The organism is Staphylococcus simulans (genome assembly GCF_002902285.1).
Lineage (GTDB): Bacteria > Bacillota > Bacilli > Staphylococcales > Staphylococcaceae > Staphylococcus > Staphylococcus simulans.
This window is the reverse complement of sequence record NZ_PPRU01000019.1, coordinates 1-13,910: the sequence shown is the minus strand read 5'-3', so window position 1 is coordinate 13,910 and position 13,910 is coordinate 1. Positions and strand designations below refer to the sequence as shown.

Below are 13,910 nucleotides of genomic sequence, written 5' to 3'. Positions count from 1 at the left end.
GTAAAGGTTCGCACCAAAAAAATACAGCGGGCAAATCCATAAGAGGATTCACCCGCTGTTGAAATGACTAAGTCATTGTTTATTTTTTCTGAGAACCTTTAGGTCCTGTTTTATATTGATATTTAGATGGATTTACTTTATCGAAATCCGGATTTTTGTAGAATCTGAATAAGTCACCATTAAGAACACTGTCGCTCATTTCTAAGTCTTTTTCAACTTGTTGTTTATTTTTCTCTAAGTCAGCAGGTTCTTTTTCTAATGGTTCATTTGTTTTATTATCAAATGCTCTACCATTCACATATTTATATTCAGGTGTAATAAAGTCACCGTTTCTGAATGGTACGACTTGTTTATGATCCTTAGATAATAAATCTGTACCTAACATTAAGAAGTTCTTAGTATCGATACCTTCTAAGTGAAGTAATGTCGGCATTACGTCGATTTGTCCACCGTAAGTGTTGTCAACGCCGCCTTCTTTACCAGGCACTTTCATCCATAAACCAGTACGGTTCAAGTCCATAAATTTCGCTGGTGTAATTTCTTCACCTAATAATTTTTCCATTGCTTTATTATGGTTTTCAGAAATACCATAGTGGTCACCGTAGATGACAATCACTGAGTCATCATAGATACCTTTTTTCTTCAATTCGTTGATATATTCTTCTAAAGCACTATCCATGTAGTTCGCTGTTTGTACATAGCCATCTACTGTCGCATCGCCAGTGTTAGGTTTTTCAATTCCCGCTTCATCTGGTGATAATGTGAATGGATAATGGTTTGTCAATGTAATCAAGTGTGAATAGAATGGTTTTTTCATTTTAGATTGATATTCTGCTGATTCTTTAAAGAACGGTTTATCTTTCAATCCTAAGTTTTCAATGTTTTCAGGACTCATATCGTAGTAAGTCGCATCGTAGAATTTATCAATACCGAAATGTTTGTAAACTTGATCACGGTTCCAGAATGTTTTGTAGTCACCGTGCATAACGTTGCTTGTGTAGCCACGTTTTTGATCAAGAATTGCTGGTAATGATTGATACGTATTAGAACCTTTCAATGAGTACGCTGAACCTTGTGGTAAACCATACAAGCTGTTATCCATTGTGAATTCCGCATCTGATGTTTTACCTTGTCCAGTTTGGTGGAAGAAGTTTGGATAATATTTATAACCTTCTTGTCCTGAAGACAATTTGTTAAGGAAAGGTGTCACTTCTTTACCATTGACTTTTTTGTTAATCAAGAAAGTTTGGAAACTTTCTAAATGAATTTTAATAATATTTTTCTTTTTACCTGCACCGTAGTATTCCGGATTAGGTTCTACTTCTGCTTGTCTTTGTTTTGTGTAGTTCAATACTTTTGTTAAATCATCTTCAGAAGCCATTGCTTTCTCTTGATGGTTTTGAATTGATTTCACACCATCATAAACTGTGAAGTTATATGGTCCAAGATATTTAACTAAGTATTTATGGTCGAATGTACGAGTTAATAATTCAGGACGATCTGTTTCTGCAAATGCTAAGTTCAAGAAGAACAAAGCAACTGAAACTGCCATTACGACTGGAACAAATTTCTTGCTGAAAGTACGTGTATCTAACCATTTTGATTTAAAGATCAAAATAAACAGATAGATAATTGTATCTAAGAAATACACGAAATCATACCATTTGAATGACGCAGATACTGCGCCTCCCATAGACTCAACGTTACCTACTTGGTTTAAAGTACTGAATGTTAAAAAGTCTGAGAAGAATCTAAAGTAAACAACGTTTGCATAAAGCAAGAAAGTTAATAAGAATCCGCCGATGAGCATAAACCAAAACGCCTTCTTACCTTTAAAGAACAAGAATACGCTAAGTATTAATGCGAGTAAGCTGTATGGATTCATTAACAAAATTAAATTTTGGACTAATCCCTTAACTCCTAAAGAAAAATCAACATAATAAGCAAAATAGGTCTTCAAACTAACTGTTAAAACAGTGAGTAAGAAAAAGACAAAAATGCTTATTTTCTTTTTCTGCAGACTCATGTGTGTCTCCCCCGTTATTGTTATTTAGTATTCAATCAATCATCAAACAGTACCATTTCCCGTCTACTTTTTAATGTTTCTTATAGAAAAGATTGCTGCTCAATGGCCAATCAATTAAAAGCGAAGCAGTCTCGTGCTGCTTCTTATCTCTGTATTTTCAATAATTGCGTCATGTTTCATTTAAATTGCTCTAATTTATATTCATCAAAAATTTACATTGCCTACTTCTTTGTAACACTATTGTAACAAAAATTACGTAGTACAGTAACTAAATATAGAACATTTCACACGACATTTCAAGCGAAAACCTATCCAAAATTGACATATTACACTATATTTTTTCTATGTTAATTTATTGCTAAGAAAAGATAAAATGCTTTCATCATGCATGTTAAGCTTGTTCACTTTTATTTTGAATTCGCGTTAATATTATAAAATTATACAGGAAATCACACACGATTAAATCAGACTCCAGCCTTAGAATGTAATTGTGCATTTTGCACATTAAAAAACTGAGAAAGTAACCAGCTTTCTCAGTTGAATACATTTAAATTAATGTGTCATGTTATTTATTCATTTCTTGCATCATACGATATTCAATACCATGGAATAGCTGTTGTAACCAACTGCTGTATTTCATTAAGTTATTTTCTGCAGTATAAATATCAATATATTGAAACTTTAAGCGCGCACCTTGTGGTTTTTGCGCAAGTTTTGTTAAATGATAGCTCGCAATTGTACCTAATTGCGGATAGCTTCCTAATGTATAGTGGTCATTTAATAAGATGATTGGTGAACCATCACGTTTCACTTGAATCGTACCACGTTTTACAGATTGATGTGGCGGCATGTCTTCATAAAAGGCCTTTACTGGATCGCCTTCTAGAATCATCCCTGCACGGTTCGCTTTGCTGGTTACTTTATATTCACCATATGTAAAGCGATTTAAAGTTTCTTCATCAAAGTCTTCTGCTCCTTTATTTAACACTACATGGAACATATCAGACATATAGTTGAAAGAAAGTGCGTAACCATCAATACCCCAATCCGTTTTATGTGTAACCTTCAAGTTATCAAATAATTTCAGATGACGTTTAGTATAGTTACGTTTCATATTAATCGCATCACCTGCTTGCAATGCGCGTCCTTCGTAACCACCTATTTTAGAGAGGAAGTCTGTTGAAGTTGAACCTAGCCACTCTTCAAGTTCTACTCCGCCGCCGATTGCTAAGTAAACACGAGATGTACGGTTAGATTCAGAGAACTGTAGGACATCTCCTTTTTCTACTAAATACAATTTGTTCGGTAAAATACGCATGTTTTGTGTCCATGCTTTGAAGTTGCCGCCAGAAAGTGCAATTAAAGTCGGCTCAGTGAAGCGAATACGCGCCATTTTTGTCGTCATCTCTAACGTTGCTTCATTTTTATCATTCGCAACCAAGCGATTCGCAATTTCATGTGCTAAGAAATCAATTGCACCGCCAGGAATAACGCCATCATGCTCGTAACCTTGTCGTCCAAAGTCTTGGAAGCTTGAAAAAAGTCCTGGATTTTCTATTATGATTGACATGATTCACTGCCTCCTTCACTTTCATTTTCAGGTTCAGCTGGTTTGAACCGTACAGTATCACCTAACTTCAATAAAGTGAAGTCTTCTTTTTCTGGGTTGAATAAACGGACAGGTGTATAACCGATAACAAGCCAGTCACCGTATGTATCAGTTGTGACTACACCACATTTCTTACCTTCAAGGATGACAGATCCTGCTGGAATAAATTTTTGTTCATCTCCTGTATGGTTAACATAAATACGTTCATTTAATCCTGTTAGATACGGGAATCCTGGTGAATAGCCCATCATCGATACGAAGTATGTTTTATTCGCATGCAATGAAATAAATTCTTCTTCACTCATTCCGAAGTATTCTACCAACTCTGCTAAATCTGGACCGTATTCGCCACCATAGTAAACAGGTAATTCTACAGGCATTTTTACAGCATCCCCATGTCTGACTTCGATTTTGATAGAGTGCAGTAAATCCGTCATATATTGGAACGGTGATGTAATATGATGATGTTTCATCATATCTCGCGCATTATAGACAATCATCATATCAGATTCAGTCGGCACGATTTCTGTAATAAATGGATAGTTTTGTTCTAATAAATACGAACGTAATGCTAACAGGTCTTCTGTTGTATGTTGCGTGACTTCTTTCTCCACAGAAACCACAATTGCTTTGTCACCTTGACTATAAATTTTCATAATGCACCTCTGGTCTTCATTGATTATAAAAGATATTTAGTAACCTTAAAATATACGTCATCATCATCTTCATAAAGTAATATACGAGCACGAGTTGGATAAGCAGCATTATACCTACGACGGCTTTTGCTGCTAAAGGTTTCTGCTGTTGTAGGAAATAGCGTGCCAGCCGCTTCGCAACCCAAATTACCACAATGATTAATATCAGGACTATTCCAATCATGCTGCCACCTTTTTAAACCCTTCTGCTACTTATAAGTTTAATCATACTTAATTTTAAAGATTAATCTGTATCTCGGCAACCTCTCGCAAGCTATTTATCAAGAAAAGCTCCGCTTCATGTGCCTCCAATTTTTCTCTCAACTCATCTATTGTATAATCTCTTTCTTCTGCTTTACCTTCATCTAATAACTGTGCACGCATGCACCCTTTTAAGAAATCATTATTAAAACAAGGTGTGTAGAATTTACCTTGTTCTTTGATCAGCACATTACCGATATCAAACTCTAAAATTTTACCTTGCAGATTATAAAAAAGAACAACATCTGTCTCATGAAGATGTTCTACATGTTCACGATGAGACGTTTTATTGACATATTGCCACTTTGGGTAATCCGAACGCATCAATTGCGCTTGAGCAGTGAAACTACTTTTTTCAGGTAAGTCGACACATTGATAAGTCAATTCGCCAGATTCATCTGCCATGACTTTCAAACGATAAGTGCCTGTTGGATATTCCTTTTTAATATCTGCGATAAATGCTTCCCACTGAATTTCAGGTAATGGAATAGAAAGCTCCTTAGCTGACTGTAAAATACGTGCTTTGTGATAATCTCGACGTGGAATTTTACCTTCTGATAAACGCATTGTCTCAAATAAGTACATCATTATCACTCCAATATTTTAGTTTTCGCTTCAAACTCTGCGACTTCTGCTTCTGGATCTGAATCAATCGTAATACCTGCACCTACACCATAGACTGCTTCGTCTTCAATATATTGCACCGTACGTATCGGTACATTAAATATTGAGGGACCGTTTGGAATCATTAACCCGATGGTACCACAATATACATGTCGCGGTGTGCCTTCTAATGCTTTAATATAGCGCATCGTATTTAATTTAGGTGCACCAGTAATCGAACCGCATGGAAAGAGTGCAGTCAAAATACGTTGTAATGACGTTGCTTGCGGTAATTGTCCTGTGACCATACTCGTCATTTGAAAGACAGTTTGATAACGTTCAATATGAAACGGTTGATACACTTTCACACTGCCTGGTTTTGAAATACGTGCAATATCATTACGTAATAAATCTACTATCATCACATTTTCCGCTTGATCTTTTTTAGATTGTGCGAGTTGTTGATAATAATAGTCATCCTCTGCTTTATCTTTCCCTCTTGGCATAGTGCCTTTCATCGGTTTACTTAATACCACGTCCTCCATCGTTTTAAAAGAACCTCTTTGAAAGAACAATTCAGGTGAAATCGAGGCGATTTGTAATTCATCGGTATCAAGCAACGCTGTATAATTACCGTGACTGCTTCGTGTTAAATAATCATACATTTCGCTGATAGGCATACGGATACGATCATACATACGTGTTGTATAGTTCACTTGATATGTATTCCCTTCTACAATCGCATCTTGAACTTGTTGGATATGTTGAATCATAGTTGGCTTCGACAAACGAAAATGAAAGTGCGGACGTGCTGATACAGCCTTATCTTTTACTTCTTCCCTTGTTTCAGGTGCTTCAAATATATAGGCTGCCGCATAAACATAATTGGAAGTTTCTGGTAGATGTACTGCCATTTCAGAATTAAAGGCAGGTGCCGCTTCGTAAGGTAAATACAGACAAACAAAATGACCTGCCTGATGTGCTTGTTCAGCAAAATCAATGACTTCATGTACCTCATTTAAATCATAAGCAATCTTTTGATCAAGAATTGTCTTGAAACAATATTGGTACTGCTTATAATCTGTTTCATCTGTGTAATATCGATAATTAAAGTGCGCGCGCAATGTTTTCACCTGCCTGTTGAAGAAATAGTCGAATTTGCGCATGGCCATATTCACTCAATATAGATTCAGGATGATATTGCACACCATAAATCGGATAACTTCTATGCGCCACTGCCATCACAATTTGTTCTTCATTATATGCTGTGACTTCTAGCGCACTTGGCATGCGTAATGCATCTGCACATAAGGAGTGATAACGCATCACATGAAATTGTTTAGGCAGTCCCGCAAAAATACCTTGCTCATTTGTGGTAATCAACGTAGTGTGGCCATGTACAGGACGTGAACTATGAATAATAGCACCACCGTAATGTTCAACAATAAGTTGAAATCCTAAGCACACACCTAAAATAGGTACACTATCTTCAAACGTGCTAAGGACTTCATGTAAAATCGGATAATCACTTGGACTTCCTGGACCTGGGGAAATCACAATCGCATGCGGCTGCATTGTTTTTAATGTTTCTATATCTACGTCATCTACATCGATAACTGTCACACGTTCATTACTTTCTGTTTTCAGATAATCTACTAAGTTATATGTAAATGAGTCTTTGTTATCTATCATTATAATCATACTCAACTTGTCCCCTTACTCAACATTCTATTTGTTTCGTCGAACAATGCTTTTAACTTCATTTTACAAGATGTCACACGATTTTGTAATAGCAGAAGCAGAGACACCTTGATTTTACTTAGGAAATATATTATTCTATCTATCGACATAGAAACACAGAGGTTCCTAGCTGATACCCTCTATAAAAAACTAGACTTTTACTTTCAATCGTCTATCTTTTATAGAGATAGTCAATATACTACGTCATTGTCTATATCAACTCGAACCTAAAAGCGTTATTTTGAATCATCAAGATACACGCACTTTAGCGTTCGAGTTTTTTTATTGATCGAGCTAGGTCATCACTTTAAAGGAGAGATTGACTTATGGCACCCCATAAACTTGATGATGATAAAGCACTCGTCGTTTTCAGCGGCGGACAAGACAGTACGACTTGTCTCTTTTATGCGAAAGCAAAATTCAAAGAAGTAGAACTTGTGACTTTCCAATACGGTCAACGTCACGATACTGAAATTGAAGTCGCTAAACAAATCGCACAAGAACAAGGATTAAAGCACCACATTTTAGACATGTCTTTATTATCTCAACTCACACCGAATGCGTTAACCCAACATGATTTACAAATTGTAGATACTGATGATGGTGTACCAAACACCTTCGTTCCAGCACGTAACTTATTATTTTTATCGTTTGCGGGCGCGTTAGCTTATCAGATTAAAGCACGTCACATTATTACAGGTGTCTGTGAAACAGACTTCTCTGGTTATCCGGATTGTCGCGATGATTTTGTGAAATCCATGAATGTCACATTGAATTTATCGATGGATAAAAACTTTGTCATTCATACACCATTAATGTGGTTAGACAAAAAAGAAACTTGGGCATTAAGTGACGAACTTGGTGTCTTAGATTATGTAAGATATAACACATTGACTTGCTATAACGGGATTATCGCAGATGGCTGCGGTGAATGTCCGGCTTGTCAATTACGCGCACGTGGTTTAAATGCTTATTTAGCAGAAAAAGGAGTGAACTGATTTTGTTACAACAAATTTATCCAACAGTTGCCCATCCCTATGCTTTCGAATTAAATAAAGATTTCCATTTTGCAGCTGCACACTATATCCCTTGCGAAGATGCAGGTAAATGTGTACGTACGCATGGTCACACTTATTTCGTTAATTTAACTATCGTTGGTGACGAACTTGATCATAGCGGTTTCTTAATCAACTTTGCAGCATTAAAAAAACAAATTCATGAGCAGTTCGATCATTATTTATTAAATGATTTACCGCAGTTCAAAGATAAAATGCCATCTACTGAAGTGGTCGCACAAACGATTTGCCAACTTACAGAAGAAATTTTAGAGAAACAGCCGAACCGTCCTAAATGTGCACAAGTCTATTTACGTGAAACTCCATCTAGCTATGTGGTTTATCGTCCTAAGGAGTTCCGTCATGGCTAAAATTCCTGTATTAGAAATTTTCGGACCGACCATTCAAGGTGAAGGCCGTGTCATCGGACGTAAAACAATGTTCGTACGAACTGCTGGCTGTGATTATCGATGCAGCTGGTGTGATTCCAGTTTCACTTGGGATGGCAGTATGAAAGATGAAATTCAAATGATGACTGCAGAAGAAATTTATGACCGACTTTATGAAATCGGCGGCGATTGCTTTAATCATGTCACAATTTCAGGCGGTAATCCTGCATTAATTAAAGGTATTCAAGATTTAGTGGATCTCTTTGAAGAAAAGAACATTGAAAGTGCATTAGAAACACAAGGAAGTCGTTTCCAACCGTGGATGCGCCAAATCAATGATTTAACAATCAGTCCTAAACCACCGAGCTCAGGTATGAAACCAAACATACAAATACTTGATGAAGTAATTGAACAATGTGTTAAAGAAACATTAAATCTTAAAGTTGTCGTTTTTGATGATGACGACTATGAATTCGCTAAATATATACATCATCGTTATCCAGATCTCCCATTTTATTTACAAGTCGGCAATCCTTACTTAGATGATGAAGTAGAAAATCATACAGCACGTTTGCTTGAACGTTACGAAAATCTTGTAGATAAGGTTATGCAAAGCAATGATATGAACCAAGTCTATGTTTTACCACAATTGCATACATTACTTTGGAGTAATATGAAAGGTGTATAAGTTTCGGGCTGCAGAATGCCCGAGCTTTTTTAATTTTAAAGTGTTTTCAAATGCTTAAATGTACTGAAATTGGTATAATATTCCAGTGAATATTAGAAGTCAGGAGACGCACCCTATGCTCATCTACATAATTATCAACATTGCGATTATATCAGCTTCCATTTTGATTGATATGTATTTACAATCTAACAATCAAGTCAAATTAAGTACGATTCTTATTGCAGTTTCAATAAACAGTGTGATTAATCTTATCGTCATCGGAAAGTATGATTTTATTTCGCATGCGATGGTTGCGTTTATATTAATTTGGACATTACTCGCACTGTTGACTGATCGAAAATTTAAGCCCATTGTCTTTACGACACAGAAATTCATGGCTTTTATTGTCTTTACTTTATTGAGTCTTTCTTTGTTCATCGTATTCAATACGAGTGAAAAATCTTATTATATGTCCGTTCCATATTTAGCACCTGTTTTCTTCTTAATCGGAGCATCTTTCATCTTCTTAACCATTTTTGAAAGCTCTGAAGATACAAGCTTTCGTAGTCATTTCATGAAGAATAAGCCTAAATCACTGACAATCGGCACATTATTAATTATTATTTCATTTCTTGTAATGAATTTATTAACTCCTTTCTGGTATGTTTACCTAATTATTTACTTAATATTAATTTTATTTATCTTGTGGACAAAACCTTTTTAAAAAAATTGATTTAAGATGATTACTTATCATGTATTAGTGGTAAACATTAACAAGCACAATAAAAAAGTATTGTCAGTATTGAATTAGGAGGCTACTATTATGGGATTAATATTAATGATTATCGTCGGAGGCCTAATCGGTTGGTTAGCCGGCGCAATTTTAGGTAAAGATATTCCAGGAGGAATCTTAGGTAACATTATTGCTGGTATTGTCGGCGCTTGGCTTGGCTCAGCAATCCTTGGTGATTGGGGTCCATCACTAGGCGGCATTGCGATTTTCCCAGCATTAATCGGTACAATTTTATTAATTGTAATCCTTTCATTAATCTTGGGTGCAATCCACAAAAACAAAAGAAAATAAGTCTTAATACTTAATGTGTATTAACATACGACTTGCAGCAACATCATTCAATGGTGTTGCTGTTTTTTTATTTCATTTGATTAAATAACCTTTAATTAAATTGCGCATCATTTTCTCTTTAATAGTATTACATATCTTTGGTTTGATATAATGAAGAAAAAGTAGAAGGAGTGCGAATCATCTTGAAAAAGAAAGTAAAGTTGAATAACGATGTGAAAATTCCTCGTATAGGTTTAGGAGTCTACAAAATTGACGAAAAGCATATGGAATCTGCAGTCAAAGCTGCTGAAGATTCAGGCTATCGTGCTTTTGATACCGCTTATTTCTATTTCAACGAAAAAGAATTAGGTGAAGCAATTAAAAAAAGTAAAGTCCCCCGTGAAGATCTCTTTATTACGACTAAGCTATGGAATGATTATCAAGGTTATGACAGCACAAAAGCTTACTTTGAAAAATCATTAGAGAATCTTGGTGTAGATTATTTAGATATGTTTTTAATTCACTGGCCATGTGAAGCAGACGGCTTATTCATTGAAACATATCAAGCAATGGAAGAACTTTATAAAGAAGGATGCGTTAAAGCAATCGGTGTCTGCAACTTCCAGCAACATCACTTAGAAAAATTAATGGAACATACTGAAATTGTGCCGGCGGTTAACCAAATCGAATTCCACCCATACTTAAACCAACAAGACTTACAAGACTTCTGTGATAAACATGGTATAAAAGTTACCGCTTGGATGCCTTTAATGCGTGGACGTGGTTTATTTGAAGATCCGGTTATCGCAAAGCTAGCTGAAAAATATGAAAAAACACCTGCGCAAATCATCTTAAATTGGCATTTAATGCATGATAGAATTGTGATTCCTAAGTCTCAAACTCCTTCAAGAATCAGCGAAAACTTTGAAGCAATTGACTTTGAATTACGAGATAAAGACGTTAAAAAAATCGATCAGTTAAATCAGAACTTACGCCAAGGCAAGCACCCTGATGACGTTAAAATCGGTACGTTAAAATAACTTAATTCAAGTTCATATATAACGAAAGGACAGTGCAGAGCGCGAAACTCTGTACTGTCCTTATTTTTACTTTTTCCGCTTATGTGAAAGCTATTTACTGTCTATCAGATTTTATTTTGATATTCATTATTTTTAACTTTTTTAAGATGCATGACTGCACGAACTGTGATTACAAGTAAAATAATTACACCGGCTGTGAAGATTAAGTCCCAAGGCAATCTGCCCCATAATAACCAAAAGACTGAGTCTTTTTGATAGAACTCCGTCAATCTTGCATGCCAGTAACCATGTTTCAATGCATCTGTAAGTTGAATATAACCTACTGGAAGCAATGTCACAAAGACCATGCCAGCTAAACCAATATTTAATAACCAACATGAAATAGAAATCCATTTTTCAACTTTCTTCGTCCAGAATTCAGGTTTAGTAATACTTCTTAATACATATAACATAATCGCAATTGAGAACATACCATACACACCGGCCATTGAGCCATGTGCGTGCGCAGATGTCCACTGTGTTCCGTGTTCAAAGTAGTTAATGGCTGGCGCATTAATCAAGAATCCTAGTGCACCCGCACCAATTGCGTTCCATAATCCTGTAGAAGCTAAGAAGATGAATGTACCTTTGTATGGGAATTCAATTTTACTGAATTTATAAACACGATAATGGGTGTAAGCTTCCCAAATTAATAAACATAACGGTACAACTTCTAAAGCAGAGAAGCTTGAACCTAATGCTAACCAAATTGAATGGTCGCCTTGCCAGTAATAATGGTGCCCCATTCCTACAATACCTGTACCTAGTAATAAAATGATTTGGAAGTACAATGCACGAATTGTAGAATGTATTGTCGTTAATTTCATATCTACCATTAAGAAACCAATTAAAATAACCGCAAAGGCTTCAAAAATCCCTTCTACCCATAAGTGTACAATCCACCAACGCCAATAATCTGCGAAAGTGACATGTGAGTTAGGCATAATAAAGAGTGATGCTAAGTAGAACATTGGAATTGCGATTGCGCCAATAAACAAGAGCAAGATTAAACGTTTACGATGTTGTTCACTGCCATCTTTAATCGCTGGGATGAAGCCCCTGGCTAAAATAATCATCCATAGCACCATACCGATGATAAATAGAATTTGCCAGAATTTACCAAGCTCAATATATTCCCAACCGAAATGACCGAATAACCACCATTTTTCGTTAATCCAGCCAAGAATATTGCCCCATTCACCTATCATACTACCGCCAGCAACAATCAATAATGCGACGAATAAGATATCGACTAATTTACCTTGATGTTTAGGCTCTTTACCGAGCACCCTCGGCACAATATAGATCCCTGTCGCAAGCCATGTTGTAGCCACCCAGAAGATCACCAACTGCAAGTGCCATGTCTTCGCGATGTTGAATGGGAATAGTTTTTGAAGCGGAATACCAAAGAATTCATTTTCCACATAATAATGGACCATTAATTCACCTAATAAGATTTGAATTAAAAACAGCACCATCACAATCACAAAGTATTTGGCTGTTTTGGCCTGACTTGATGAAATTGTATCTTGAATTTTAATTTCAGGTAAACGACGTTCACTATCATATGTTGATTCCATGTCGAATTGATAACGTCTTTGAAAGTAAATAATAATCGCAACACCAGCGACTAATATCGCAACGGAAATTGCTGACCATATCAATGCTTCACTTGGCATTGTATTACCCGCTTGTTCATCAAATGGCCAGTTGTTTGTATATGAGAAATCTCTATCTGGACGATCTGTTGAAGATAACCATGCACCCCAGAAGAAGAAATCACTCAAATGCTCAATTTTATTCCCTTTGACCATATAATCATCTGTCTTGATTTGATCAATCATATTTTGTGGTAACCCTGCTTGCTTGGGATTATTCACAAACTCTTTATGATAATAATCTCTGACATAATTCAAGCCTGCAACTTGTGCATCTGTTAATACAAGTTCATCTTTAGCTTTTGAATAGCGATTCACCCGTATTTCTTTTTTAACTTTGTCTTCAATGCCTGCTTTCTGCATTTGGTTTAATTGTTTAAAAGGTTTATCATAAAGATGTTCAGCATAATAGTAATGCATCCCTTTTAAATAATGATGCAATGTTTCTGCAGTATAATCAGGACCTAAATAAGATCCGTTTCCTAAATATGAACCATAATCCGTCAATCCATATTTTTCATAAATGGCTTGACCACTGATTAGTTCGGATTTAGAAATGACCGTCTGTCCACTTTCGTTCACCACTTTTGTTGGACGAGGCGCTTCATTTTTAAATATCAACCAACCACCAGCTAGCAAAATACCGAATACGACGACTAAAATTGTTACTAAGACCTTCGACAATCTACTGTATGGATTTTTCATCCCGATTTCTCTCCTCAGTAACTTCGACTCTCAACTTCAGAATACGCCTACTGCAATTGATAGTAAATATCATTCTCAATTAGTTCTTAATTTTGTCATAAATGTATTTATACATAAATTGTTGTTTTCTTCGATTTTAGTTTTATTTTAATATGTTTATTGTTAAGCAAACTTTGTGTTCTACAAATATTTTAATAAGCAGTATGGTCTCTCCTTCTTAATATTTTTTATTAATCTACTGATATTGGGAATCATTTTCAATTATTCAGAAATTTGTCACAAACGATTGATTTAAAGTCTATTTATACTTATAGTGTTTAAAGTAATTTTTATGACATTTATTTTAATATTAATACTCCT

14 protein-coding genes are annotated in these 13,910 nt (G+C 35.6%); 6 read left to right on the top strand and 8 right to left on the bottom strand.

What is annotated here, in order from left to right; genetic code table 11:
- Window positions 1–79: 79 nt before the first annotated feature.
- From ltaS to CD112_RS05365, 7 genes are all read right to left on the bottom strand, one after another.
- Window positions 80–2,026, bottom strand: coding sequence for a polyglycerol-phosphate lipoteichoic acid synthase LtaS (gene ltaS, locus CD112_RS05395; RefSeq protein ID WP_002481511.1), 1,947 nt, complete (start codon window positions 2,024–2,026; stop codon window positions 80–82).
- A gap of 565 nt (window positions 2,027–2,591) precedes the next feature.
- Window positions 2,592–3,596 carry a 5-oxoprolinase subunit C family protein gene (locus tag CD112_RS05390; protein WP_002481510.1) on the bottom strand — a complete coding sequence of 335 codons (1,005 nt, stop codon included), beginning with the start codon at window positions 3,594–3,596 and terminating at the stop codon, window positions 2,592–2,594.
- Complete coding sequence (pxpB, locus tag CD112_RS05385) at window positions 3,584–4,291, bottom strand: 5-oxoprolinase subunit PxpB (RefSeq protein ID WP_002481509.1); 708 nt, start codon at window positions 4,289–4,291, stop codon at window positions 3,584–3,586. The genes CD112_RS05390 and pxpB overlap by 13 nt, the downstream gene beginning before the upstream one ends.
- A 16-nt stretch (window positions 4,292–4,307) precedes the next feature.
- Window positions 4,308–4,514 carry a hypothetical protein gene (locus CD112_RS05380; RefSeq protein ID WP_023015399.1) on the bottom strand — a complete coding sequence of 69 codons (207 nt, stop codon included), beginning with the start codon at window positions 4,512–4,514 and terminating at the stop codon, window positions 4,308–4,310.
- Window positions 4,515–4,567: 53 nt separating this feature from the next.
- The gene (locus CD112_RS05375; RefSeq protein ID WP_231911547.1) at window positions 4,568–5,176 is read right to left on the bottom strand and encodes an aminotransferase class IV; all 609 of its coding nucleotides are present in this window, start codon (window positions 5,174–5,176) and stop codon (window positions 4,568–4,570) included.
- A gap of 5 nt (window positions 5,177–5,181) precedes the next feature.
- Window positions 5,182–6,318: a chorismate-binding protein gene (locus CD112_RS05370; RefSeq protein ID WP_037556546.1), complete on the bottom strand. Its 1,137-nt coding sequence runs from the start codon at window positions 6,316–6,318 to the stop codon at window positions 5,182–5,184.
- The gene (locus tag CD112_RS05365; RefSeq protein ID WP_023015402.1) at window positions 6,302–6,895 is read right to left on the bottom strand and encodes an anthranilate synthase component II; all 594 of its coding nucleotides are present in this window, start codon (window positions 6,893–6,895) and stop codon (window positions 6,302–6,304) included. Before CD112_RS05365 ends, CD112_RS05370 begins: the two co-directional genes overlap by 17 nt.
- A 365-nt stretch (window positions 6,896–7,260) precedes the next feature.
- Between CD112_RS05365 and queC the strand changes: the two genes are divergently transcribed.
- The 6 genes from queC to CD112_RS05335 all read left to right on the top strand — a co-directional run bounded on the left by queC (window position 7,261) and on the right by CD112_RS05335 (window position 11,148).
- Window positions 7,261–7,932: a 7-cyano-7-deazaguanine synthase QueC gene (queC, locus tag CD112_RS05360; protein WP_103363966.1), complete on the top strand. Its 672-nt coding sequence runs from the start codon at window positions 7,261–7,263 to the stop codon at window positions 7,930–7,932.
- A gap of 2 nt (window positions 7,933–7,934) precedes the next feature.
- Window positions 7,935–8,360 carry a 6-carboxytetrahydropterin synthase QueD gene (queD, locus tag CD112_RS05355; protein WP_023015404.1) on the top strand — a complete coding sequence of 142 codons (426 nt, stop codon included), beginning with the start codon at window positions 7,935–7,937 and terminating at the stop codon, window positions 8,358–8,360.
- The gene (gene queE, locus CD112_RS05350; protein ID WP_060804111.1) at window positions 8,353–9,066 is read left to right on the top strand and encodes a 7-carboxy-7-deazaguanine synthase QueE; all 714 of its coding nucleotides are present in this window, start codon (window positions 8,353–8,355) and stop codon (window positions 9,064–9,066) included. Before queD ends, queE begins: the two co-directional genes overlap by 8 nt.
- A 115-nt stretch (window positions 9,067–9,181) precedes the next feature.
- Entirely contained in the window at window positions 9,182–9,769 is a 588-nt protein-coding gene (locus CD112_RS05345) for a hypothetical protein (protein ID WP_070848287.1), read from the top strand.
- Window positions 9,770–9,865: 96 nt separating this feature from the next.
- Entirely contained in the window at window positions 9,866–10,129 is a 264-nt protein-coding gene (locus CD112_RS05340; protein ID WP_103363965.1) for a GlsB/YeaQ/YmgE family stress response membrane protein, read from the top strand.
- A 179-nt stretch (window positions 10,130–10,308) separates the two neighbouring features.
- A complete protein-coding gene (locus CD112_RS05335; protein ID WP_373364857.1) occupies window positions 10,309–11,148 on the top strand; it encodes an aldo/keto reductase in 840 nt (279 codons plus the stop codon).
- 104 nt (window positions 11,149–11,252) lie between these two features.
- Here CD112_RS05335 and CD112_RS05330 read toward each other — a convergent pair whose 3' ends face one another.
- On the bottom strand, window positions 11,253–13,556 hold the full coding sequence (locus CD112_RS05330; RefSeq protein ID WP_174165802.1) for a nitric-oxide reductase large subunit: 2,304 nt from the start codon (window positions 13,554–13,556) through the stop codon (window positions 11,253–11,255).
- Between the last annotated feature and the right edge of the window lie 354 nt (window positions 13,557–13,910).